Below are 23,413 nucleotides of genomic sequence, written 5' to 3'. Positions count from 1 at the left end.
CGCAGCGAGGGGCCTTTGGGCAGCAGAAGGTCTCTCGCTGCGCTCGGGATGACAGCGGGCCTTCACCCAAGCTCCGGTCCCGCCAGCGCGAAGACATGAGAGGGATCATCGAGGCGGTCGGCGGTGCCGAGGGTCATGCGCATGTAGCCGCGCGGGGTGACCGCGCCCTGGGCTTCCAGCCACGGTCGCACGGCGGCATGCGCCGAGGGCACGTCGATGATGAAGGGGCCCGGCGCCGCCGTGGCGGCCCGGCCGATCAGGGCGAGCGCGATCGCCTCGCTGTCGGCGACCACGGGTCCGAGCGAGGTCGCGACGCGGCCCTCGCGGCCGAGCGCGTAGCCGACGATCTTCCCGGCCGCGTCCTCGGCGACCCAGGCGCGGCCCGGCTGGCGCAGCGCGAGATGCGCCAGGATCGACGGCCGCTCCATGCCGCTCAGCGGCCGGTCGTAGAGGGCGAGCCGCGGCAGGTCGGCGACCGCGACGGGACGTAGCGCGACGCCGGCCGGAGGCGGCATAGCCGCGCCGGTCACGGCGTCGAAATGCCAGCGCGCGATGGGATAGAGGTCGCGGAAGCCCAGCGGCAGGTAGATCGGCCGCCCCTGCTCCGTGGCGTCGAGGCCGGCGACGGCGCCCGCCGCCCGCACCTCGTCGATGCAGCGCTTCAGCAGGCCGGTGCCGACGCCGCCGCGCCGGCGGTCCTTCGTCACCAGCACCATGCTGATCCAGGCGAGCTGGCGGCCGAGCGGCAGGACCAGCGAGCTCGCCTGCCAGCCGCCGTCGGGACCGATGCAGCCGAAGCCGCGGCCGGCGCCCAGCATGAAGCGCCAGTCGGCCAGGTTCTGGTTCCAGCCGGCCTCGACCGACAGCGGCCACACGCGCTCGCTCTCGTCGGCGTCGATCGGCCGGACGTCGAGCGATTCGCCGGGCGCCGCCGCGGCGTCAGTACTTGCCATCGCGCACCTCGTAGTGCGTGGGCTTGTTCAGGGTGGCCATGTCGCGGGAAAGCCAGTCGGCCGTCCATTCGATCATGCGGGCGAGCGGCACGGCGGGCGGGCCGAACTCCGTCACCATGCGCCGCGAATCGTTCAGCCACCCGGTGGCGCCCGGCGTGCCGGTGAACTTCGGATGGCGCCCCAGCAGCTTGCCGAACTCGCCGGCCAGCCAGCGGACCTCGATCGTCTCGGGACCGGTGACGTTGATCGGCGTGGTCGGCGTCGTGGCATGGGCCAGGCAGCGCAGCGCCACCTCGTTGGCATCGCCCTGCCAGATCACGTTGACGTGGCCCATCGACAAGTCGATCGGCTCGTCGTCGCGCACCTTGCGGCCGATGTCGTGCAGCACGCCGTAGCGCATGTCGATGGCGTAGTTCAGGCGGAACAGGCGGCCCGGCGTGCCGTGACGGTTCGAGAAGTACTCGAACATGCGCTCGCGGCCGACGCAGGAGGTGGCGTAGTCCCCGGGCGGCGGCACCGGCGCCACCTCCTCGCTGGCCCCGCCGCTGTCGACGGGGACGAACGGATAGACGCAGCCGGTCGAGAAGGCGACGATACGCGATTCGCGGAACGCCTCGGCCACCATCGCCGGCACCTGCACGTTCATCGCCCAGGTGAGCGGCACGTCGCCGGTGGCGCCGAACTTGCGGCCGGCCATGAAGACGACGTTGGCTGCCTTGGGCAGCGCCTCGATCGCCGCACGGTCGAGCAGGTCGGCCGCGACCGGCTCGACGCCGGCGGTCTCGAGCGCCTCTCGCACGCCCGGCTCGCTGAAGCGGGCGACGCCCATGACGCGCCGCTCGGGCGCCGCACGCTTGGCCAGGCGCGCCAGCGTCGGGCCCATCTTGCCGCCGACACCCAGCACGATGATGTCGCCCGGCGCGCGGGCGAGGTCGGCGACCAGCGCCGCCGACGGCGCGGTCATGAAGTCCTCGACGGCCTCCACGCTGTCGAACCTGGTCGGCAGGGTCATGTCGCGGCTCCCACGGTCATCGGTGTCATCGAGGTGAAGTCCATGTCGGCCCCGACGGCGAAGCCCGGCACGTCGAGCGAGCCCAGCGCCAGCGAGCCGCCGACGGCCTTGAGGCGGGCCGGTTTGCCGTCCCGCATCTCGTAGAGGTCGGGATGGGCCTGGGCGAAGGCGCGCTGTTCGGCCTCGGGCGCGAAACCCATGCCGTCGATGAAATGATGCGCGTTGCGCTCGACATGGGTCATGCCCAGCAGCGAGACCAGGGCGAGGTCCTGCTGCACGCTGACGCCGGGCCAGGTCGTGAGGTCCTCGGCCGACATGAAGTGCCCGGCGCCAAGATGGGCGACGCGCAGGGCGTTCAGGATCGACTTGTAGAAGCCCTTGCAGTTCTTGCTCGAGACGCCGGTGTAGCCGAGCCGCAGCGCGCGCGGGAAGGACGAGAGCTCGCCATCGGATTCGTCGATGATCACCGGGCGCAGCCGCGCCAGCGGCCCGACCGAGCGCGACAGCGCCACCGCCCGCTTGATCGGCTGCTCGATGAACAGCGTCGCCTTGGCAAGCCGCGCCAGCGCCGGCGTCTCCTCGACCCTGCGCCACAGCTCGACGATGCCCTCGACGTCATCGTACTGCTCGTTGCCGTCGAGCGTCGCGCGGTAGTCGCCAGCGCCCGCCCCGACTCCGGCGTCGAGGACGGCGGCAATGCGGCCGAGCCGGTCGAGGTCGGCCGCGATATCGCCGCCGACCTTGAGCTTGTAGTAGCGGCCGCGATAGTGCGAGACGACCTCCTCCAGCGTCTCGGGGAGCCCGTCGTTCACCCGTTCCGAGGGCGGGCGGTCGGCCGCCGTCAGCGGGTCGACCAGGCCCACCGTGTGGCGCACGGCGATCGACGGGCCGGGCTTCAGCCGCGACAGGAAGGGTTCGACCTCCGCCGCCTCGATGTCGGGCGTGAGCGCGGTCGTGCAGATGCCGGGGACATTCGCCGTGATCATGGTGGCGAAGGACTGTCCCGTCGCCTTGCCCACGGCATCGAGGATCGCCCGGTCGAGAAGCGCCGGCCCGTAGGCGGCGACCAGCGGGTTGAGGCCGAGCCCGGCGCCGCGCTTCTGCTGCTCGAGATAGGTGCGGGCGAACAGGCCGAAGGGCGTATCGACGCCCTGGTCGCGGTAGAGCCCGATGGCGAGGTCGAGCGCCTGGCGAAGCTGGTCGAGGTTCTGGGCGTCGGTGAACTGCGGGCTCTTCTCGAACCATTTGGCGGCCAGCGCCTCGGCCGCCACGCCCTCGCTGCGGCTGCCGTCGGGCAGCACGATGCGGGCGCGGATCACCGCCTGCGTGGCATCGGTTACGGTGATGACGCCGAAGCGGAAGGCGAGCCGCATCTTCACGTGCCGCTCGTAGCGCTCGACCTCTTCCAGCCTGACCTTCATGTGCTCGACTCCAGCAGGCCCGCGACATAGCCGATCATCCGCGCCGCGCAGGCCGGCCCGTCAGGCTCATAGACGAAAGGCTCCATCGCGATCCAGCCGCCATAGCCGGTTTCGCGCAGCGCGCGGATGACCGGCGCGAAGCGGTCCTCGCCCTGCCCCGGGCCGCGGCGGTTGCGGTCGTTGAACTGGACATGCGCCACGAGGCCCGTCGGCATCCAGCGCCGGATGGCGTCGGCCACCGGCTCGGGCTCCATCAGCCCGGCCGCCAGCGTGTCGACCATAATCCGGAGCGCGGGATTGCCCAGCCGACGCACGATCTCGGCCGCCTCGGCCAGCGTGTTCACGAAGTTGCAGTCGGGCCGGGCCAGCGGCTCCAGGCAGTAGGCGACGCGGTTGGCGGCGGCGCGCTCGCCGGCCAGCAGCCAGGCTTCCTCGGCGCGCGCCCGGTCGTCGCCGGTGGCGACGCGGCGCTGAGCCGGCGAGCCGTGCACCAGGTAGCTGCCGCCCAGCTCGGCACAGAGATCGATCGAGGCCAGCAGGACGTCGACGCTCCGTTGCCAGACGGCACGGTCCGCGGTGGTGATCGAGAGACCGGCCGGCGCCGCCAGCAGCCAGTGCAGGCCGCTAACCTCCAATCCGCTGTCCGAACATCTGTTCCTGATGTCGGCACGCTGCGCGGCCGGCATGCGCCATGCATCGTCGCCGAACGTGAAGGGTGCCAGCTCGAGGCCGCCATAGCCGAGAGCGGCCGCCAGGCTGCATTGACGTTCGAACGGAAGGTCGCGAACAACCTCGTTGCACAGGGCCAGTCTCACCAATGATCCTCAAGCTTGACGGTAATCAGACGCTTCTGCAGTGTGCCCGAATGTGCGGCTGCGCATGATCAAATTCCAGTCCTTGCTGCGCCAGTACTGGCCGACCGTCGCGCTGTTCGCCTTCCTGCTCGCCAGCTGGCAGCTCGCGGTCAGCGTGGGCGAGATCCGCGAGTATCTGCTGCCCTCGCCCGTCGCGGTGTGGAGCGCGCTGTGGCACGGCGACACCGCGTGGCTGCAGCACCTGTGGGTCACCTCGCTGGAGATCATCGGCGCCTTCTTCCTCGCGGCCGGGCTCGGCATCGGGCTCGGCGTGGCGATCGCCTGGTCGCCGCTGATCGCCAATGCGCTCGTGCCCTTCCTGGTGTTCGTCAACACGCTGCCCAAGGTGGCGATCGCGCCGCTTTTCCTCATCTGGATGGGCTACGGAATCTTCCCGAACATGCTGATGGGCGCGCTGATCGGCTTCTTCCCGGTGGTGATCAACACCGCCGTGGGCCTGAGCCAGGTCGAGCCCGACATGCTCGACCTCGGCCGCGTGTTCAACGCGCCGAAATGGAAGATCTTCGTCAAGATCCGCATTCCCAACGCCCTGCCCTACATCCTGAGCGCGCTCAAGATCACTGCCACGGCCGCCGTCGTCGGCGCCATCGTCGGCGAATTCGTGGCGTCGCAGAAGGGACTGGGCTACGTCATCGTGACGACCCAGAGCAGCATGAACACCTCGGTGGCGTTCGCCGCGCTGATCTGGATCTCCGTCGTGGGGCTGGTGCTCTATGGCGCCGTCGTGCTGGCGGCGAAGCTGTGGGCGCCGTGGGCGGAAGGCATCGACTGATACTGATACGGGGAAGGGCAAAAGGGAGCAGATCATGACCAGGACATTGTCACTTGCGCTCGCCGCGCTGCTGGCGGCGGCGGGAAGCGCCTCGGCGCAGGAGAAGTTCACCTTCGCGCTCAACTGGTTCGCCGTCGGCGACCATGCCGCCTACTGGGTCGCCCTCGACAAGGGCTACTACAAGGCCAAGGGGCTCGACGTGACGCTCGAGAACTCCAAGGGTTCGGGCGACGCGATCGCCAAGGTCGATACCGGCCGCGCCGACGCCGGCCTCGCCGACGCCGCCGTGGTCATCGCCTCGGTCGGCCGCGGCACCACGGTGAAGACCGTCGGCATGGTGTTCGACAAGACTCCGCTCAACATCTTCAGCCTCAAGGAGAAGCCGCTCGCCAAGCCCAAGGACCTCGAGGGCAAGACGCTGGGCGCCCCTCCGGGCGACAGCCAGCGCCAGATGTTCCCGGCCTTCGCCAAGGTGAACGGCATCGACCCGGCCAAGGTCACCTGGGTCAACATCGAGCCGGCCGCCAAGATCGCCGCCGTCGCCGAGAAGCGCATGGACGGCGTCGGCGACTACTCCACCGGCCTGCCGCTCTACGAGAAGGCCGTGGGACAGGGCAACGTGGTGATGATGCCATGGGCCGATTTCGGCTTCGACATGTACTCCATGTCGATCATCGCCAGCGCCAAGACCATGAAGGAGCGTCCGGCCGCCCTGAAGGCCTTCCTCGAGGCCTCCTACATGGGCTGGCGCGACGTGATGGCCGATCCCAAGGCCGCCATGGAGATTTTCAAGAAGCGCGTGCCCGAGGTCGACGTCGCGGTCATGACGCCTAACATGATGATCGGGCTCGGCCTGATGAAGACCGAGCGCTACGCCAAGAACGGCATCGGCTGGATCGACGAGAAGAAGATGTGCGACTCGGTCGACCTCGTGAACACCTACATGGGCCTGCCCAAGAAGGTCGACTGCAAGGCCGTCTACTCGACCGAGTTCCTGCCCAAGGTCGAGATGCCGAAGTAACCGTCGGCATCCGGACGCCTCTCGCCGTCTTTGACGTGAGCAAGCAACTGATCGACCTCGACCGGGTCGGCATGACGTACGAGGCGGCGAGCGGCCCGGTCGAGGCCCTCGCCGGCATCTCGCTGTCGGTCGGCGCCGGCGCGTTCGTCTCGCTGGTGGGGCCGAGCGGCTGCGGCAAGTCCACCCTGCTGCGCATCGTGGCCGGGCTGCGGCCGGCCACGGCCGGCACGGTGACGGTGGGCGGGCGCACGGTCGACGCGCCGATCCCCGACATCGGCATGGTCTTCCAGGCGCCGATCCTGCTGAAGTGGCGCTCGATCCTGCAGAACGTGCTCCTGCCGGCCGAGCTGGCCGGCCTCGACGCGGCCAAGCTGCGCGGGCGCGCCGGCGAGCTGCTCGAGATGGCGGGCCTCGGCGGCTTCGGCGACAAGCTGCCGCGCGAACTGTCGGGCGGCATGCAGCAGCGGGCGGCGCTCTGCCGCGCCCTGCTGCTCGACCCGCCGCTGCTGCTGATGGACGAGCCGTTCGGCGCCCTCGACGCCATGACCCGCGACGACATGGCCCTCGAGCTGCTGCGCATCTGGGGCGAGCGCGACGTCGCCCGCGAGGCCCGCAAGACCGTCCTGTTCGTCACCCATTCGATCCCCGAGGCCATCTTCCTGTCGGATCGCGTGGTCGTGATGTCGCCCCGGCCCGGCCGGATCGCGGCCGATCTCGCGATCGACCTGCCGCGGCCGCGCACCGTGGAACTGCGCGCCTCCGAGGCCTTCGGGCGGCTGAGCCTCGAGATCTTCCGGGCGCTGACCGGCCGGGAGAGCACGGGCGGCACGCTCTGAGCCCGGCCCCGCCGGCCGAGCGCGGTTGGCGCGGCTTCCCGTCCCTGTTAAACCCCGGCGGACACCGCCAGGAGAAGCCAATGTCAGTCGCCGCCACCCCGATGAAGAGCGCCGCCAAGGGCACCCGCGCCGACGCCAAGCCGTTCGACTGGGAGGACCCGTTCTTCCTCGACGACCAGCTCACCGAGGAGGAGATCGCGATCCGCGACGTGGCGCGCGACTACTGCCAGGACAAGCTGATGAGCCGCGTGCTGGAGGCGAACCGGCACGAGAAGTTCCATCGCGAGATCATGAACGAGTTCGGCGCGCTCGGCCTGCTGGGCTCGACCCTGCCCGAGAAATATGGCTGCGCCGGCGCGAACTACACGAGCTACGGGCTGGTGGCACGCGAGGTCGAGCGCGTCGATTCCGGCTACCGCTCGGCGATGAGCGTCCAGTCCTCGCTGGTCATGCATCCGATCTACGCCTACGGCAGCGAGGAGCAGCGCATGAAGTACCTGCCCAAGCTCGCCACCGGCGAGTGGGTGGGCTGCTTCGGCCTGACGGAGCCCGACCATGGCTCGGATCCGGGCGGCATGAAGACCCGTGCCGTGACCGTACCCGGCGGCTTCAAGCTCTCGGGCTCCAAGATGTGGATCACCAACTCGCCGATCGCCGACGTGCTGGTGATCTGGGCCAAGCTCGACGGCGGCGCGATCCGCGGCTTCATCGTCGAGCGCGGCTTCAAGGGGCTGGAGACGCCGAAGATCGAGGGCAAGTTCAGCCTGCGCGCCTCGGTGACCGGCGCCATCATGCTCGACGAGGTGTTCGTGCCGGTCGAGAACATGCTGCCCAACGTCTCGGGCCTGGGCGGTCCGTTCGGCTGCCTGAACAACGCCCGCTACGGCATCGCCTGGGGCGCGCTGGGCGCCGCCGAGTTCTGCTGGAAGCAGGCGCGCAACTACACGCTCGACCGCAAGCAGTTCGGCCGGCCGCTGGCCGCCAACCAGCTCGTGCAGAAGAAGCTCGCCGACATGCAGACCGAGATCGCCATCGGCCTGCAGGCCTGCCTGCGCGTCGGTCGCCTCAAGGACGAGGGCCACGCCCAGCCGGAGATGATCTCGCTGATCAAGCGCAACAACTGCGGCAAGGCGCTCGACATCGCCCGCGTCGCCCGCGACATGCACGGCGGCAACGGCGTGTCGGACGAGTACCACGTGATCCGCCACGTCATGAACCTCGAGGCCGTGAACACCTACGAGGGCACCCACGACGTGCACGCGCTGATCCTCGGCCGCGCCATGACCGGCATCCAGGCCTTCACCGCCGGGGCCTGACCGGGTGACCCTGCCGCCGACCGGCGACATCGCGATCGTCGTCGGCGGCGCCCTCGCCGCGGGCTTCGTGAACGGCCTCACCGGCACCGGCTACGCGCTGGTGGCGATGGGATTCTGGCTGCAGGCCATGTTGCCGGTGACCGCCGCACCGCTGGTGGCGCTGTGCTCCGTAACGGGCCACCTGCAGGCGCTGCGCCGCATCTGGCACGGCGTGCGCTGGCCGCGGCTGTGGCCCTTCCTCGCCGCCGGTGTCGCCGGCGTGCCGATCGGCATTACCCTGCTGCAGTACATCCACGTCCAGCCGCTGAAGCTCGGCGTCGGCCTGCTGCTCATCCTCTACAGCGCCTGGATGGCGTTCGTGCGCCATCCGCCGATCGTGACCGGCGGCGGCCGGCTGGCCGACGGCGCGATCGGCCTGCTGGGGGGCGTGATGGGCGGCATGGCGAGCCTGAGCGGTCCCGCCCCGATCATCTGGACGCAGTTGCGCGGCTGGAACCGCAACGAGCAGCGCGGCGTGAACCAGCCGTTCAACATGACCATCCTGGCCACGGCGCTGCTGGCCGCCGCCGTGGCCGGGCTGCTCGACGAGACGTTCCTGCTGTGGGCCCTCATCACCGTGCCGACCAGCTTCGCCGGCGCGCGGCTGGGTCTCGCCGTCTATGGCCGGGTCAGCGACACGGGTTTCCGCTGGCTGGTGCTGGGCTTCCTCGGCCTGTCGGGCGTCGTGCTGGTCGTGACGTCGCTGGGCTGAGGCTCGGGGACCACCGGCCGCCAGTCCGGATCAGCGGGCCGGCTTCAGGATCAGCACGTCGAGATCATGGGCGGGATAGAACTCCTTCGCCTTCATCTGGAAGGTGGTCGGCCCGATCTTGCGCACGTCGGTGCCGCAGAAGCTCACGAGGTTCGCGGCCGCGCCCTTGTCGATGGTGAGCGTGAAGTCGCCGATCGGCCCGGCCCAGTTCGAACCGGTCCGCAGGATGTAGCGGATGCGCTCCTCGGTGAACTGCCCTTTCGCGCGGGCAACCGAGGTCATGAATGCGCGGTCGAGGCAGAACGTCTCGACGATGCGGCGGCGCTCGGCGACGTGCGGCGGATCGCGCGGCTCCTCGCCGAGCCGGGTTCCCACCGAGGAACCGACGCTCGGCCGGTAGCGATGCTCGATCACCATGTCCTTTCCCGCCGGAAAGGTCTGCGTCCAGTAGTAGGTCGTCCGCAGCGTCCAGTTGAAGGGCGAGAGATGCTGCTTCATGCCCTTGCCGAGGTCGTACTCTTCGGCGCGCGCCAGACCGACCCGGATCAGCTCCGCCGCCTTGTCGGCCGGCAGCGCGTCGAGGGCGTCCCGCGTCTTCTCGCTGTACGGCATCAGCGGCACGCCGAGCCCCTCCAGCAGCCCGGTGCGGTCGAGGCCGAGCGAGATCACCCGCCGCTCGACGGCCGCCTCGACGGGACGGCCGTCGACGACGGTGCGGAAGTCGAGGAAGTTCTCGGCCGCCGGATCGGGAATGCTCAGCGACGCGCTCTCGCTGTAGGGGATCTCGGGCATCGGGAAGGCGACGATGGTCGTGACGTCCCGCGCCGACCTGTTGTGGAAGACGTAGCGGACGCGAATCTCCGCGGCGGAGACGAACAGATCCTCCGAACGCATCTCGACGTCGTCGTTCTGCACGAACTGCAGGCCGCCGGCGCCGAGCGCCGCCGACGTGTCGTTGGCCGAGGCGGCCGTCGCCAGGACGCAGGCGAGCGTCGCGGCGACGCCGAGCCGGCGCAGCCTCATGCCAGGTACGTCGCGCAGCCCGCCTTCTCCAGGATCTCCTCCAGGCCTTCGGCGCCGCGGGCCGCCGCATACTTGCGGCGGAGCTCGCCAAGCGAGCGGGCGTGGTACTTCTGCGGCTCCTGGGTCCATTCCGTGTCGCCCAGCCGGATCGTGAAGCTCTTGTCGCCGGCCGCGATGGCGGCGGCGTTGGCGGTCGACCAGGGCAGGAACCAGCCCGCGACCTCCTCCGTCAGGAGCGGCATCAGGGTCGGCGCCAGGGCAGGCCAGGCCTCGAAGCCGCCCTCGTCCTTCGGGTCGAGCATGCGCTGCACCCAGCCCATCACCGCGGGCGCGACCTCGCGCATGATCGCGCCGGGCGTGGGATCGGTCGCCGCCTCGTAGAACTGCGCCCACAGGCCGAGATCGGCCATCGCCGGGCGGCCGCCCAGCAGGTACGGGCGATGCTGGAGATGGGCCTCGACCAGATCCAGCGCGCGGCGGAACGACGCCTCGATCGCCGTCTCGGTCGCCGCGCTGGAACCGACGAAGCCCAGCCGCCCCGTCATGCGCTCGGCCACCGCGGCGCGGGCGCGGGCCACGGCGAGCGTGCCCTCGGCCTCCATCATCTGCCGCGCGATGCGCTCGGCGGTCGACCAGATGTCGGGGGCATAGCGCCAGCGATAGTGGAACATCCACTTGTTGCCCCACTCGTCGCCGTACTCCTCCAGCAGCGCCGAGAGGAAGGCGAGCGCCGGGTCCTCGGGCGCCAGCGACGGGCTGGCGGCCTCGAAGCGCTCGATGATCGGCGTCGAATCCTGCAGCCCCTCGCCGTCCGGCGTCACCAGGAGCGGCACCAGCGGCAGCTTGGCGTATTTCTGGAACTCCGCCTGCACGGCGGGCGAGCGCGGGATCCAGTCGTGATCGACACCGCGGTAGCGGAGATAGGAGCGCACCTTCACCGAGTAGGGCGAGAGCTCCGAGCCGAACAGTCGATGCTTCATAGCCACCGCCTGCGCTTCAGCCAGAAGAGCAGGCCGGCGACGATGACGGCGACGGCGACCCAGAAGAAATCGTATCCGTACCGCCAGCCCAGCTCCGGCATGTTCCCCGATTCGCGGTCGAAGTTCATGCCGTAGACGGCGGCCAGGAAGCTCAGCGGCATGAAGAAGACGGTGATCACCGCCATCGTCTTCATGACCTCGGACATGCGGTTCGAGGCGTACATCAGGTAGACCTCCATGAGGCCGTTGCACATCTCGCGGTAGCTCTCGACCAGCTCGAGCACGGCCACGGCATGGTCGAAGCAGTCGCGCAGATATGTGCGGGTCTCGGGCATGATGAAGGGCACTTCCGGCCGCATCACCGCCAGCACCGTCTCGCGTTCGGCCCACTGGACGCGATGGAACACGACCAGCGCCCGCCGCGCCTGGTGGATGTGGTAGAGCGTGTCGGGCGTCGGACTCTCCAGCGCCTCGTCCTCCAGCGCCTCGAGATGCGTCGACATCGCCTCGATCAGCGGGAACTTGCGATCGACGACCAGGTCGATCAGCGCATAGACGAGATAGTCCACGCCGAAGGTGCGCAGGCGCGAGCCCGCGGTCTGCACCCGGTCGCGAACCGGCTTGAAGATGTCGATCTTGTGGTCGTGGAACGAGATCACGTAGTTCTCGCCGAAGAAGATGCTGACCTGGCGGGGGATCAGCACGCCGTCCTCGTAGGCGGGATCGTTCAGCACCATGAAGCCCTGGCCCTCGTAGAGATCGAGCTTGCTGCGCTGGTTGGCGTGGAACACGTCCTCGAGCGCCAGCGGGTGCAGGTTGAAGGCCATGCCGAGGTCGCGCAGCATGTCGGAGCTCGGCCGGCCGGCGACGTCGATCCAGGTATGGCCGGGCGTGCCGAGATGGAAGCGGCACTCGTCGACCTCGACGCCGTGCAGCACCTGGACGTCGTCCGGCGTGTACTCGACCAGCGTGAAGTCGAGCGCCTCGTCGGCGACCGGGGCGCGGCCGGCGAGCGTGCCCGGCGCGGTGCCGGGCTTGGTATGGCGGTGGAACAATCCGTCCATGCAGCCGATCGCGCCGTTGCCGGCGTCAGACCTCCTGCATCACCTGGACCTCGGGGCGGCCGGCGAGATAGTCGCCGAGCTTCCGTCCGAGCTCCTTGAAGTGCGGCGCCGCGCGATGGGCGTCGAGCGCCGCCTGGTCCTCGTAACGCTCCAGCATGACATAGACGTTGGCGTCGTCGGTCTTGTGCAGGGCGTAGAGCTTGTTGCCGGGCTCGTCGGACCGGACCTTCGCCTGCAAGGCCTTCATGGTGGCCTCGAAATCGGCGTTGCTGCCGGGCTTGATGGTGAGCTTGGCGATGACGCCGATCATGACCCTTCCCTTCCGGCCTCCGGCCGCTTGCGCACAAGGTACTTGTGTTCGCCGTCGCAGACCAGCACGCCGGCCTGGTTGTGGATGGTGAGCTTCATGGTGACCACGCCGGTCGTGCGCCCGGGCTTGAGCGCCGTCACCTCGAGCATCGGATAGAGCGTGTCGCCGCAATAGACCGGCTTCAGGAAGCGCGAGGATTGTTCGAGGAAGCCGACCAGCGCGTCGCCGATCACGTGCGGGAAGATACCGCCGCCGGCGGCGCCCTGGATGGCGACCTGCAGCCCGTGGGCCAGCATGTCGCGGTGGCCGCGCGCGCGGCAGTACTCGCGGTCGTAATGAATCGGATGATTGTCGCCGCTCGCGAGCTGGAAGGCCGCGAACATCGATTCCGTCTGCGTGCGCGAGTTGATGTAGAACGTCTGGCCGACCGCGAGGTCCTCGAACCAGTGGGTCGGCCCGAAGCGATGCTCCTCGGGCCGGAATGGGGCGGCTTCAGCCACGGCTTCCTCCTCTTGTTTCCTCATCCTAGCCCTCGCCGCCGGCCGCCAACAGGCGGGCCAGCGGCTCGAGCGACGGTGCATGGTATTGCGGCTGGGCGCCTGCCGGCGCCGCGAGCCCGATGCGATTGTGCCAGAAGACCGGCATCCCGACGGCCTGCGCTCCCGGCACGTCCGACGGCGAGCCGGCGACGAACAGGGTGCGCGCCGGCGCCGTGCCGAGCGCCGCCAGCACCGCGCGGTAGGGCTCGGGCCTCGGCTTGTAGAAGCCGGCGCTCTCGGCCGTCACCACCGTCGCGAACGGCACGCCGACCGCGGCGGCCGCCCGCGCGCCGAGACGCACGGAGCAGTTGGTCGCCACGCCGAGCGGCACCCGCAGGCCGGCCAGGACGTCCCGCGCCTCCGGCCAGGGCCGCAGCTCGTCCCAGCGTCGCTCCAGCGCCTCGCCCAGCGACGCGGGCAGCCCGCTATCGGCCGCCGCCTCGCGGACCAGCGTCTCGTAGGGCCGGTAGGCGCCGCGGCCGTAGGTGATCTCGAGATAGCGGCGGCGCCAGCGCAGGCCGGTCTCCGGCGATCCCGCCACGTCGTTCCACAGCGTCCAGGAATCGATCAGGGCCGTCAGCAGGTCGAAGACGACCGCGTCGTACTTCACGCCGCCTTGGCCTTGCGGCCCATTCCATCGTGCAGGTCGAGCATGCGCTCGCGCCACGCCGCGACCGGGTCGTCGGCCTCCAGCAGTTCCAGCGGGCTCGCGACGCGGGCCCACAGGAAGGCGCCGATCAGGGCGAAGTCGGGATAGGCCGGCTGCGTGCCGCCGAGGAACGGCCGCTCGCGCAGCATGCGCCGCGCCGGCTCCAGCACGGCACGGAAGGCCGGCACGCCCTTGTCGCGTGCCTTGGCCTGGAAGCCGGCGAAATCGGTGGTGCCCAGCCGCTTGCCGCGGGTCTCGGCGAAGTACGGCTGGTCCTCCTTGCGCACGCGACCGTAGAGGTCGCCGACGATGATCGGGAACAGGGCCGGCTGCACAGCCGTGTCGACCCAGCCGGCCACGAACTGGGCGTAGGCCAGCGCGGCCTCGTCGGGAAACAGCTTCTTATCGGGATAGGCCGCGTCGAGATGGCGCGCGATCGCCCAGCTGTCCTTCACCACCGTCTGCCCGTCGTGCAGCACCGGCACGGTGTTCGACTGGGCGAAGGCGATCTTCTCCTTCTCGGTGAAGCCCACCGGCTCGTCGCGCCAGGCGAGTCCCTTGTGCTTCAGGACGTGCTTGATGCGCCAGCAGTACGGGCTGGCCCGGCGATCGTCCTGCAGCAGCAGGTCGTAGAGCGTGATCATGCGCGGCTCACTTCCCCTCGAGCATCTTGACGATGCCCGAGAAGTCCTTGGCACCGTTGCCGGCATTGACGAACAGGTTGAAGAGCTGCGCCGCCTCGGCGCCCATCGGCGTGCTGGCGCCCGAGGTCTGGGCCGCCTGCTGCGAGAGCTTGAGGTCCTTCAGCATGTTGTCGGCGCTGAAGCCGGCCTGATAGTCGCGGTTGGCCGGCGAGGCCGGCACCGGGCCGGGCAGCGGCAGGTAGTTGTTCACCGCCCAGCACGAGCCCGACGAGGTCGACACGATGTCGAACAGCTTCTGCACGTCGAGCCCCAGCCGCTTGCCGAGCAGGAAGCCCTCGGCGACCCCGATCATGGTGATGCCGAGGATCATGTTGTTGCAGATCTTGGCCGCCTGCCCCGAGCCCGGCGCGCCGGTATGGACGATGTTCTTGCCCATCTTCTCGAGGATCGGCCGCGCCTTGGCGACCGCTTCATCGGTGCCGCCGACCATGAAGGTGAGCGTGCCGGCGGTGGCGCCGCCGACGCCGCCCGACACCGGGGCATCGACCATCTCCAGTCCTGCCTTCGCCGCCAGCTCGCCGACATGGCGGGCGCTGTCGACGTCGATGGTCGAGCAGTCGATCAGCAGCGTGCCCTTGGCGACGTTGGGCAGCACGTCGGTCTCGTAGACGCCGCGCACGTGCTTGCCGGCCGGCAGCATGGTGACGACGATCTCCGCTCCCTTCACCGCTTCCGCCGCCGAGGCGGCCTTGCGGGCGCCCTTCTCGACGGCCGCGTCGACCGCGGCCGCCGTCAGGTCGAAGGCCATGACCTGATGCTGGCCCTTCACGAGATTGGCGGCCATCGGGCCGCCCATGTTGCCGAGACCGATGAAGGCGATCTTCGCCATGCCGTCCTCCCTCCCAGGATGTCAGTCGAAGAACAGGTCGTTCGCGACCGGCTTGAAATGATCCTCGACCATCTCGCGCGTGACGCCGTCGATCGACGGCGGGTTCCACTGCGGCTTCTGGTCCTTGTCGATCAGCAGCGCGCGCACGCCCTCGAAGAAGTCGTGACCTGCCTGCATGCAGCGTTGCGACATGCGGTACTCGATGGTCATCACGTCCTCGAACGAGCGGTTGGCGCAGCGCCTGAGCTGCTCCAGCGTGATCGCCATCGAGAGCGGCGAGAGCTTGAGCAGCGCCGCGAGCTGCTTCGCGGCCCACTCGCCCGGATGCGCCCTGAGCTTGGCCTCGATCTCGGCCACTGTCTCGGCCGAGAAGCAGCGGTCGATGTCGGGCATCAGCGACGGCAGCGTCGGCATGCCGCCATCGGCGCTGAAGCGGGCGATCACGGCGTCGACCTTGCGGTTGGCGTCCGGCCCGGCGAGGTCGGCGGCGCCCAGCGCGGCCTGCAGCTCGTCCATGCGGGCGCTCGGCACGTGGGCATCGACGATGCCGGCCCAGATCGCGTCGGCGACCTTCAGCCGGTGGCTGGTGAGCGCCAGGAAGGTGCCGAGCGCGCCCTTGAGGCGCGTCAGGAAGTAGCCGCCGCCGACGTCGGGGAACAGCCCGATCGTGGTCTCCGGCATGGCGAACAGGAATTTCTCGCTCGCCACCGAGTGCGAGCCGTGGGCCGACAGGCCGACGCCGCCGCCCATGTTGATCCCGTCGATCAGCGAGATCCACGGCTTGGCGTAGCGGTAGATGCGCCGATTGACGATGTACTCGTCGCGGAAGAAGTCGCGCCGCAGCGTGCCCTTGGGATCGTCGCGCATCTCGCGATAGAGGCCCGCCACGTCGCCGCCGGCGCAGAAGGCGCGGTCGCCGGCGCCGCGCAGGATCACCGCCTTGACCGCCGGGTCCTTCTCCCAGCCCGGGATGACCTTCTCCATCTCGAGGATCATGCCGTAGGACAGCGCGTTCAGCGCCTTGGGCCGGTTCAGCGTGATCACGCCCAGCCCGTCCTTCACCTCGAACAGAATCTCGGACTCAGACATTCACTCTCCGTCAAATCGTTGCTGTCATCCCGAGCGCAGCGAAGGACTTCCTCGCGACTCAAAGGTCCCTCGCTGCGCTCGGGATGACAGGGTACCCGTTCCACCGTCGTGCCTAGCCCATCAGCAGCCGTCGCGAAATGATGACGCGCATGATCTCGTTGGTGCCTTCGAGGATCTGGTGCACGCGCAGGTCGCGCAGATAGCGCTCGATGGGAAAGTCCTTCAAGTAGCCGTATCCGCCATGCAGTTGCAGCGCCTCGTTGACGATGCGGAAGCCCGCGTCGGTGGCGAAACGCTTGCCCATCGCGGCGGCCTGCGTCGCCTCCGGCGACTTGGCGTCGAGCAGCGAGGCGGCTCGCCAGATCAGCAGCCGCGCCGCGTCGAGTTCGGTCGCCATGTCGGCAAGCTTGAACTGGGTGGCCTGGAAGTCGGCGATCGCCTGGCCGAACTGCTTGCGCTCGACGACGTAGCGCGACGCGGTCTCGAGGCAGGCGCGCGCGCCGCCCAGCGAGCAGGCGCCGATGTTGATGCGGCCGCCGTCGAGGCCCGCCATGGCGATCTTGAAGCCGTGGCCCTCCGGCCCCAGCCGGTTGGCGACCGGCACGCGGCAGTTCTCGAAGATCACCGCGGCGGTGGGCTGGCTGTTCCAGCCGAGCTTCTGCTCCTGCTTGCCGAACGAGAGGCCGGGCGTGCCGTTCTCCACCACCAGGGTCGAGATGCCGCCGGCGCCCTTGCCGCCGGTGCGCAGCATCACGACGTAGAGGTCGCTGCGGCCGCCGCCCGAGATGAAGGCCTTGGTGCCGTTCACGACATAGTGGTCGCCGTCGAGCTCGGCCCGCGTCGCGAGGCCCGCGGCGTCGGAGCCGGCGCCGGGCTCGGTCAGGGCATAGCTGGCGAAATGCTCCATCGAGCAGAGCCTGGGCAGGAAGCGCCGGCGCTGGTCGTCGTCGCCGAAGGCGTCGATCATCCAGGCCGCCATGTTGTGGATCGAGATGTAGGCCGCCGTGCTCGGGCAGGCGGCCGACAGCTCCTCCATGATCAGCGCCGCGTCGAGACGCGACAGGCCGCTGCCGCCGACATCGTCGCGCACGTAGATGCCGCCGAAGCCCAGCGCCGCGGCCTCGCGCAGGGCCTCGACGGGAAACACCTTGTCGGCATCCCAGCGCGCGGCCTCGGGCAGCATGCGCTCGGTGGCGAACTGGCGGGCCGTGTCGCGGAAAGCTTCCTGGTCCTCGGAAAGGCGGAAATCCATGGCGGCGCGATCATATCGGGGGGCCGATGCCAGTCAAAGATGCCGGTCAAACAAGCCGCATTGCGGCTATCGGCGGATCGCGCCATAAGACCCCGCCATGGCGAAGCGCTTCTCGACTCTCGGCCGCTATCCGACGACGCGGCTGCGGCGCAACCGGCGCGAGGACTGGTCGCGCCGCCTGGTGGCCGAGCACCGGCTGTCGGTCGACGACCTGATCTGGCCGGTGTTCGTCCAGGAAGGCACCAACCAGCGCACCCCGGTCGCCTCGATGCCCGGCGTCGACCGCCTGTCGGTCGACCTGTTCGTCGAGGCCGCCAAGGCGGCGCGCGACCTCGGCATTCCGGCCGTGGCGATCTTCCCCGAGACCGATCCGGCGGCCAAGACGCCCGACGCGCGCGAAGCCTACAATCCCGACAACCTCGTCTGCCGCGCCATCCGCGCCGTGAAGAAGGACGTGTCGGGCCTCGGCATCGTCTGCGACGTGGCGCTCGATCCCTTCAACAGCGACGGCCATGACGGCATCGTGCGCGACGGCTACGTCCAGAACGACGAATCGCTGGAGGCGCTGGTCAGGCAGGCGATCGTCCAGACCGAGGCGGGCGCCGACGTTCAGGCGCCGTCGGACATGATGGACGGCCGCATCGGCGCCATCCGCAAGGCGCTCGACGACAGGGGCTACATCCACGCCCAGATCATGAGCTACGCCGCCAAGTACGCCTCGGCCTTCTACAACCCCTTCCGCGACGCGATCGGCAGCTCGGGCGCGCTCAAGGGCGACAAGAAGACCTACCAGATGGACTACGCCAACTCCGACGAGGCGCTGCGCGAGGTCGGCTTCGACATCGAGGAAGGCGCCGACATGGTGATGGTCAAGCCCGGCCTGCCCTACCTCGACATCGTGCGCCGGGTGAAGGACGCGTTCGGCGTGCCGACCTACGCCTACCAGGTGAGCGGCGAGTACGCGATGCTGCGGGGCGCCGCCGACCGCGGCTGGCTCGACTGGAACAAGGTCCTGATCGAGACCCTGACCGGCTTCAAGCGCGCCGGCTGCGACGGCATCCTGACCTACGGCGCGGTGGACGCGGCGAAGCTCCTCAAGGCCCGGTGACCGCCGCGCATGATTGAGCGTCCCTCGGCGCGGCTGATCCTGCTCGATCCGGCCGACCGCCTGTTCCTCTTCAACGTCCACGATCCCGGCGTCTTCGACCCCGCGAACCCGCACTTCGATCCCTTCTGGGTGATGATCGGCGGCTTCGTCGATCCCGGCGAGGATTTCGCCGACGCCGCCGTCCGCGAGGCGCGCGAGGAGACGGCGCTCACCGTCGACGGACCGGTGCACTGGGTGTGGAAGCGCGAGCGCCGCATGAGCTGGCGCGGCAAGGACGTGCTGCACCGCGAGCGCTTCTTCCTGGCCCGCACGAGCCGGACCGAGATCGACACGTCCGGCCTCGACGAGCGCGAGCGCAGCTGGACCCTCGGCCATCGCTGGTGGCCGGCCGACGAGATCGCGGCCTCGGCCGAGCATTTCGAGCCGCGGGAACTCGCGCCGCGCCTGCAGGCACTGCTGCGCGACGGCCCGCCGGACGAGCCGCTCGCGATCCTCTGACAGCCCGCTCTAGCGGCGATCGTCCTCTTCTCTCTCGCGCTTCTTCTGCGCCTCGTACCGGGCGGCGCCGCGATAGGCGCGCCAGGCCAGGACCAGCGCCGCCATAAGGGAGGCGACACCCATGATCAGGGTCATCGGATCAACGTGTGACATGCTCGAGGAACCTCGCCACGACGAGGTCGCTCCAGGGCTGGCGGCTGCCCGCACCATGGAAGCCGACGTGCCCGCCCGCGGCAGGCAGCAGCGGCGTCAGCGACCGGTTGCCGGCCCAATCATAGCTGCGATAGAGCGGACCCGGAATCCAGGGATCGTCCAGCGCCGCCAGCACCAGCGTCGGGACGCGAATGGCGGCCATGAATCGGGTGGGCCGGCAGCGGTCGTAGTAGTCCTCGGCGCTGGCGAAGCCGTAGCGCGGCGCGATGAAGTCGTCGTCGTAGGCCCACACGGTACCGGCGGCCAGGATGGCCGCGCGCTCGGCGGCCGAGACGATGGCGCCCTCGCCGGTCGCCTCCACCTTCATCTGCCCGAGAATGTAGCGGTGATAGAGCCGGTTGCGCGGCCGCATCATGTTCAAACAGGTGGCGGCCAGGTCGATCGGCGCGCAGACCGTGGCGGCGGCGCGGAGCGGCGTCGAAGCGCCCTCCTCGCCCAGATACTTCAGCAGCATGGCGCCACCCAGCGAGTAGCCGACGGCCACGACGCCGTCCCGCGTCAGCGCTTCCGGCAACACCGACAGGACGGCGCGGAAGTCCTGGCTGCGACCGGCATAGTAGTGCTGGCCGCACAGGGCGCGCGACGGGCCCGCGCCTCGCAGGTTGAGCCGCAGCACGCGCGCGCCACGGTCGAGCAGCAGCCCCGCCATCGACAGGATGTAAGCGCTGTCTTCCGAGCCGGTCAGGCCATGGATCAGGATCGCAAGCGGCGCGCCCGGCCGCGGGGTGCCCGGCTCGTCGAGGCAGGCGAGCAGCGTATCGCCGGTACCGTCGGGCAGGACCAGGGACAGGCGGCGCGTCCGGTGCGCGGCGAGCGCCGGCAGCTGGCGGCGGAAGCGGTTGGCGACCGTCTGCAGGTCGGCGCCCCACCAGGGGAAGCGTGGCCGGAAGGGCGGGAAGTCGGTGGTTGGGGCGAGAGTCACCCGTGGATAATAGCGGGGCTTCGGTCCCGATCATCCATCGTCAGGCCCTCGCCTCACGCGCTGAACTTCATGCTCCTCTCCCCCGCTAGGGGGAGAGGATGGGTGAGGGGGTGACTCGCGTTCGTCGATGCCCCCTCACCTAACCTCTCCCCCTCGCGGGGGAGGGGAATATGAGAGCGGTGGTTGGAAAACGAATCACACCCGCTCGAGGAATTTCTCCAGGACCGTGTCGCACCAGGGCCGGTCGCTGCCGGCGGTGTGGAAGCCGAGATGGCCGCCGCCCTCTGCCATCACGGCCAGCAGCGCCGGATTGTCGGACCACTTGAACTCCCGGTAGTACGACGCCGGGATCCAGGGATCGTCGCGCGCCGCCAGAACCATCGTGGGCACGCGGATCTCCGGCATGTAGGTGAGCGGCGTGCACAGCGCGTAATAGTCGTCGGCATCGCGGAAACCGTAGCGCGGCGCGATGAAGCGCTCGTCGTAGTCGCGCAGGCTGCGTGCCGAGCGCACGGTCTCGCGCTCCTCGTCGTCCAGCACGCCGGCCGGCGTAAGCGTCTCCTTCTTGACGTCGGTCAGCAGGTAGTTGTGGTAAAGCCAGTTGCGCCGCCTGTTCATGTGCCGCGCGGTGAGCGCAAGGTCGAGCGGCGCGCAGATCGTGGCGGCGGCCCGCAGTGGCGAGAAGGCGCCCTCCTCGCCCAGGTACTTCAGCAGCATCGCGCCGCCCATCGAATAGCCCACCGCCACGACGCCGTTGTGCGTGAGGTCGTCGGGCAGCTGCTGGAGCACGCAGCGGAAATCGGCGGTGCGGCCGATATGGTAGTGCTCGCGGCAATGGGGACGCGAGGCGCCGCAGCCGCGCAGGTTCAGGCGCAGCACGCAGTAGCCGAGGTCGAGCAGAAGGCGCGCGCCGTTCAGGACGTGCGAGCTGTTCTCGCAGCCGGTGAGGCCGTGGACCAGGATGGCGAGCGGCCGGTCGGCTTGCGGAACGGCGGGACGGTCCAGCATGCCCACCAGGATGTCACCGCTGCGGTCGGCCATGCAGAAGCACAGGCGCTCGCTCGTGTGCGGCGACAGGTCGGTCTCATGACCGCCGAGAAGGACCGCGATGGTCTGAAGATCTGCCCCCCACCAGGGAAAGCGCGGCCGAAACCGCGGCAGTTCGAGGGAATTGATGGACGGAGGCACGTCGAATCCGTATTCACAGTTTCTTGTCATGAAAACGCACGGCCTTTCCCAGAGTTCCGCTGCCCTGGGCGTGCTGTGCGCCGTCGGCGCGGCCACGATGTTCAGCACGGCGGGCGTGATCGTTCGCCGGCTCGACATGCCGGCCTGGGACGTCTCGTTCTGGCGATCCGCCCTGCTCGTGGCTGCCCTGCTGCCGCTGCTCGTCTGGCAGCGCCGGGGGGCGCTGATCGACGCACGCAACGCAGGCGTGGCCTTGGTGGCCAGTGCCGTCCTGCTGGCCGGCAGCTTCGTCGCCTTCATCCTGGCCCTGGGCCTCGCCCCGGTCGCCAACGTGCTGCTGATGTTCGGCGCGACGCCCTTCATCACCGCCCTGCTGGCCCGGCTCTTCCTCGGCGAGCCGCTGCACGTTCACACGATCGTCACCATGCTGACCGCCTTGATCGGCCTGTCGATCAGCGTCGCGGGATCGCTGAAGGCCGGGGGGCTGGCCGGCATGGCGGTGGCCGGCATCGTCGTCCTGTGCATGAGCGGCAACTATGTCGTGGTCCGCCACCGCCGCGACGTCGGCATGGCGCCGGCGATCTGGCTGGCCGGCGTCATCTCCGCCCTCGTCGCCCTGCCGTTCGCCCGGCCCGAAGCGATCACCTGGAGCCAGCTTCCCTGGCTGCTCGCGCTCAGCCCCGGCCAGCTGGCCGGAGGCCTGCTGCTCTACATGGCGAGCCTGCGGCGCATCCCGGCCGGGCGTGCCGCCCTGCTCGGCCTGCTAGAGCTGGTGCTGGGACCGCTCTGGGTGTGGCTGTTCGATGGCGAAAAGCCGGACGACCTGACCCTGATCGGTGGCGCGATCGTGATCGGCGCCGCTGCGGCAAACGTCTGGCTGGATTCGCGCCGGGCCACTGGCTAAGAACCCGACATGACCCAGACTACCAAGGGCCCTCTGTCGGGCGTCCTCGTCATCGATCTGTCGCGCATCCTCGCCGGCCCCTACTGCACCCTGCTCATGGCCGAGATGGGGGCCCGCGTCATCAAGGTCGAGCCGCCCAAGGGCGGCGACGATGCCCGGGCCTACGGACCCTTCGTGAACGGACGGTCGACCTATTTCGCCTCGGTCAACCGCGGCAAGGAGAGCATCGCGCTCGACCTCAAGGCCGAGGCCGACCGCGCGATCTTCGAGAAGCTGCTGGCCAAGGCCGACGTGGTGGTCGAGAACTTCCGCCCCGGCACGATGGAGAAGCTGGGCTTCGGCTGGGACACGCTGCGCAAGAAGTTCCCGCAGCTCATCTACGCCTCGGCCTCGGGCTTCGGCCATAGCGGCCCGAACTCGAAGGACCCGGCCTACGACATGGTCGTCCAGGGCATGGGCGGCATCATGAGCATCACCGGCAACGAGGGCCAGCCGCCGAGCCGCGTCGGCATGTCGATCGGCGACATCGGCGCCGGCCTTTTCACGGCGGTCGCCGTCAATGCCGCGCTGGTTCACCGGCTGAAGACCGGCGAGGCGACCAAGGTCGACATCGCGATGTTCGACTGCCAGATCGCCCTGCTCGAGAACGCCGTCATGCGCTACACGGTCGAGGGCGAGATCCCGGGGCCGCTGGGCGCGCGCCATCCGACGATCACGCCCTTCCAGGCGTTCAAGACCTCGGACGGCGCCATCATCATCGCCGCCGGCAACGACGGCCTCTTCGTCAAGACCTGTGACGCCCTGGGCCGGCCCGACATCGCGGCGGACGCCGACTACAAGAGCAATGCGCTGCGCCTCAAGCATCATCACAGGCTAGAGGCGGCACTCGAATCGGTGCTCAAGGGCAACACGACGGCGCACTGGCTCGCCATCCTCGCCAAGGCAGGCGTCCCGGCCGGACCGATCAACAACATCAAGCAGGCGCTCGAGCATCCGCAGGTCGCGGCGCGCAACATGCTGATCGAGGTGCCAGACGGCAGCGGCGGCACGCTGAAGCTGGCCGGCAATCCGCTCAAGATGTCGGCCTTCGACGATCCGGCGACGCGCCGGCCGGCGCCCGATCTCGATCACGACCGCGATTCCATCCTTTCCTTCATCGGCGGCTGAGCGCAGGGCCGACCGTG

At 69.4% G+C, this 23,413-nt stretch carries 26 protein-coding genes; 9 read left to right on the top strand and 17 right to left on the bottom strand.

Features of this window, described 5'->3' with window-relative positions; genetic code table 11:
- Window positions 1-62: 62 nt before the first annotated feature.
- The 4 genes from ACO073_RS14385 to ACO073_RS14370 are packed head-to-tail and all read right to left on the bottom strand — an operon-like array spanning window position 63 to window position 4,201.
- Entirely contained in the window at window positions 63-953 is an 891-nt protein-coding gene (locus ACO073_RS14385; RefSeq protein WP_421998225.1) for a hypothetical protein, read from the bottom strand.
- On the bottom strand, window positions 940-1,965 hold the full coding sequence (locus ACO073_RS14380) for an NAD-dependent epimerase/dehydratase family protein (protein WP_421998223.1): 1,026 nt from the start codon (window positions 1,963-1,965) through the stop codon (window positions 940-942). Before ACO073_RS14380 ends, ACO073_RS14385 begins: the two co-directional genes overlap by 14 nt.
- Entirely contained in the window at window positions 1,962-3,386 is a 1,425-nt protein-coding gene (locus ACO073_RS14375) for a mandelate racemase (protein WP_421998221.1), read from the bottom strand. Before ACO073_RS14375 ends, ACO073_RS14380 begins: the two co-directional genes overlap by 4 nt.
- Window positions 3,383-4,201: a sugar phosphate isomerase/epimerase family protein gene (locus tag ACO073_RS14370; RefSeq protein WP_421998219.1), complete on the bottom strand. Its 819-nt coding sequence runs from the start codon at window positions 4,199-4,201 to the stop codon at window positions 3,383-3,385. Before ACO073_RS14370 ends, ACO073_RS14375 begins: the two co-directional genes overlap by 4 nt.
- Window positions 4,202-4,265: 64 nt before the next feature.
- Here ACO073_RS14370 and ACO073_RS14365 point away from each other — a divergent pair, with 64 nt between their 5' ends.
- The 5 genes from ACO073_RS14365 to ACO073_RS14345 all read left to right on the top strand — a co-directional run bounded on the left by ACO073_RS14365 (window position 4,266) and on the right by ACO073_RS14345 (window position 8,957).
- On the top strand, window positions 4,266-5,033 hold the full coding sequence (locus ACO073_RS14365; protein WP_421998217.1) for an ABC transporter permease: 768 nt from the start codon (window positions 4,266-4,268) through the stop codon (window positions 5,031-5,033).
- 34 nt (window positions 5,034-5,067) lie between these two features.
- Window positions 5,068-6,054, top strand: coding sequence for an ABC transporter substrate-binding protein (locus ACO073_RS14360; protein WP_421998215.1), 987 nt, complete (start codon window positions 5,068-5,070; stop codon window positions 6,052-6,054).
- Window positions 6,055-6,089: 35 nt separating this feature from the next.
- On the top strand, window positions 6,090-6,890 hold the full coding sequence (locus ACO073_RS14355; RefSeq protein WP_421998213.1) for an ABC transporter ATP-binding protein: 801 nt from the start codon (window positions 6,090-6,092) through the stop codon (window positions 6,888-6,890).
- A gap of 101 nt (window positions 6,891-6,991) precedes the next feature.
- Window positions 6,992-8,206, top strand: a complete 1,215-nt coding sequence (locus ACO073_RS14350) for an acyl-CoA dehydrogenase (protein WP_422002143.1) — start codon at window positions 6,992-6,994, stop codon at window positions 8,204-8,206.
- Between the two features lie 4 nt (window positions 8,207-8,210).
- Window positions 8,211-8,957 carry a sulfite exporter TauE/SafE family protein gene (locus tag ACO073_RS14345; RefSeq protein WP_421998211.1) on the top strand — a complete coding sequence of 249 codons (747 nt, stop codon included), beginning with the start codon at window positions 8,211-8,213 and terminating at the stop codon, window positions 8,955-8,957.
- 30 nt (window positions 8,958-8,987) lie between these two features.
- Here the strand turns inward: ACO073_RS14345 and ACO073_RS14340 are convergent, their stop codons facing one another.
- From ACO073_RS14340 to ACO073_RS14295, 10 genes are all read right to left on the bottom strand, one after another.
- On the bottom strand, window positions 8,988-9,980 hold the full coding sequence (locus tag ACO073_RS14340) for a DUF4424 domain-containing protein (protein WP_421998209.1): 993 nt from the start codon (window positions 9,978-9,980) through the stop codon (window positions 8,988-8,990).
- Window positions 9,977-10,960: a glutathione S-transferase family protein gene (locus tag ACO073_RS14335; RefSeq protein ID WP_421998207.1), complete on the bottom strand. Its 984-nt coding sequence runs from the start codon at window positions 10,958-10,960 to the stop codon at window positions 9,977-9,979. Before ACO073_RS14335 ends, ACO073_RS14340 begins: the two co-directional genes overlap by 4 nt.
- Window positions 10,957-12,024 carry a magnesium/cobalt transporter CorA gene (gene corA, locus ACO073_RS14330; protein ID WP_421998205.1) on the bottom strand — a complete coding sequence of 356 codons (1,068 nt, stop codon included), beginning with the start codon at window positions 12,022-12,024 and terminating at the stop codon, window positions 10,957-10,959. The genes ACO073_RS14335 and corA overlap by 4 nt, the downstream gene beginning before the upstream one ends.
- 25 nt (window positions 12,025-12,049) lie before the next feature.
- Complete coding sequence (locus ACO073_RS14325) at window positions 12,050-12,334, bottom strand: putative quinol monooxygenase (protein ID WP_421998203.1); 285 nt, start codon at window positions 12,332-12,334, stop codon at window positions 12,050-12,052.
- A complete protein-coding gene (locus ACO073_RS14320; protein WP_421998201.1) occupies window positions 12,331-12,858 on the bottom strand; it encodes a MaoC family dehydratase in 528 nt (175 codons plus the stop codon). Before ACO073_RS14320 ends, ACO073_RS14325 begins: the two co-directional genes overlap by 4 nt.
- Before the next feature lies 1 nt (window position 12,859).
- Complete coding sequence (locus tag ACO073_RS14315; protein WP_421998199.1) at window positions 12,860-13,483, bottom strand: HAD family hydrolase; 624 nt, start codon at window positions 13,481-13,483, stop codon at window positions 12,860-12,862.
- Window positions 13,480-14,166, bottom strand: a complete 687-nt coding sequence (locus ACO073_RS14310; protein WP_421998197.1) for a glutathione S-transferase N-terminal domain-containing protein — start codon at window positions 14,164-14,166, stop codon at window positions 13,480-13,482. The genes ACO073_RS14315 and ACO073_RS14310 overlap by 4 nt, the downstream gene beginning before the upstream one ends.
- A 7-nt stretch (window positions 14,167-14,173) precedes the next feature.
- On the bottom strand, window positions 14,174-15,055 hold the full coding sequence (gene mmsB / locus ACO073_RS14305) for a 3-hydroxyisobutyrate dehydrogenase (RefSeq protein ID WP_421998195.1): 882 nt from the start codon (window positions 15,053-15,055) through the stop codon (window positions 14,174-14,176).
- Between the two features lie 21 nt (window positions 15,056-15,076).
- Entirely contained in the window at window positions 15,077-16,144 is a 1,068-nt protein-coding gene (locus ACO073_RS14300) for an enoyl-CoA hydratase/isomerase family protein (protein WP_421998193.1), read from the bottom strand.
- 112 nt (window positions 16,145-16,256) lie between these two features.
- Entirely contained in the window at window positions 16,257-17,396 is a 1,140-nt protein-coding gene (locus ACO073_RS14295) for an acyl-CoA dehydrogenase family protein (RefSeq protein ID WP_421998191.1), read from the bottom strand.
- A gap of 97 nt (window positions 17,397-17,493) precedes the next feature.
- Between ACO073_RS14295 and hemB the strand changes: the two genes are divergently transcribed.
- Both hemB and ACO073_RS14285 read left to right on the top strand, forming a co-directional pair.
- Complete coding sequence (hemB, locus tag ACO073_RS14290) at window positions 17,494-18,504, top strand: porphobilinogen synthase (RefSeq protein WP_421998189.1); 1,011 nt, start codon at window positions 17,494-17,496, stop codon at window positions 18,502-18,504.
- Window positions 18,505-18,513: 9 nt separating this feature from the next.
- A complete protein-coding gene (locus ACO073_RS14285) occupies window positions 18,514-19,002 on the top strand; it encodes an NUDIX hydrolase (protein ID WP_421998187.1) in 489 nt (162 codons plus the stop codon).
- Between the two features lie 9 nt (window positions 19,003-19,011).
- On the opposite strand, the gene ACO073_RS14280 is transcribed toward ACO073_RS14285, so the two are convergent.
- From ACO073_RS14280 to ACO073_RS14270, 3 genes are all read right to left on the bottom strand, one after another.
- Window positions 19,012-19,137 (bottom strand): hypothetical protein, encoded by a 126-nt coding sequence (locus ACO073_RS14280; protein WP_421998185.1) that lies wholly within the window; start codon window positions 19,135-19,137, stop codon window positions 19,012-19,014.
- Window positions 19,138-19,141: 4 nt separating this feature from the next.
- Window positions 19,142-20,137, bottom strand: coding sequence for a YheT family hydrolase (locus tag ACO073_RS14275; protein WP_421998183.1), 996 nt, complete (start codon window positions 20,135-20,137; stop codon window positions 19,142-19,144).
- 195 nt (window positions 20,138-20,332) lie between these two features.
- The gene (locus ACO073_RS14270) at window positions 20,333-21,325 is read right to left on the bottom strand and encodes a YheT family hydrolase (protein ID WP_421998181.1); all 993 of its coding nucleotides are present in this window, start codon (window positions 21,323-21,325) and stop codon (window positions 20,333-20,335) included.
- A 28-nt stretch (window positions 21,326-21,353) separates the two neighbouring features.
- On the opposite strand from ACO073_RS14270, the gene ACO073_RS14265 reads away from it, so the two are divergent.
- Complete coding sequence (locus ACO073_RS14265; protein ID WP_421998179.1) at window positions 21,354-22,229, top strand: DMT family transporter; 876 nt, start codon at window positions 21,354-21,356, stop codon at window positions 22,227-22,229.
- 9 nt (window positions 22,230-22,238) lie between these two features.
- On the top strand, window positions 22,239-23,396 hold the full coding sequence (locus ACO073_RS14260; protein ID WP_421998177.1) for a CaiB/BaiF CoA transferase family protein: 1,158 nt from the start codon (window positions 22,239-22,241) through the stop codon (window positions 23,394-23,396).
- The last annotated feature ends 17 nt before the right edge of the window (window positions 23,397-23,413 follow it).

This window comes from Reyranella sp., from assembly GCF_965229815.1.
Taxonomy (GTDB): Bacteria; Pseudomonadota; Alphaproteobacteria; order Reyranellales; family Reyranellaceae; genus Reyranella.
The sequence above is the reverse complement of the archived record's forward strand: the minus strand, read 5'-3'. Positions and strand labels throughout refer to the sequence as shown.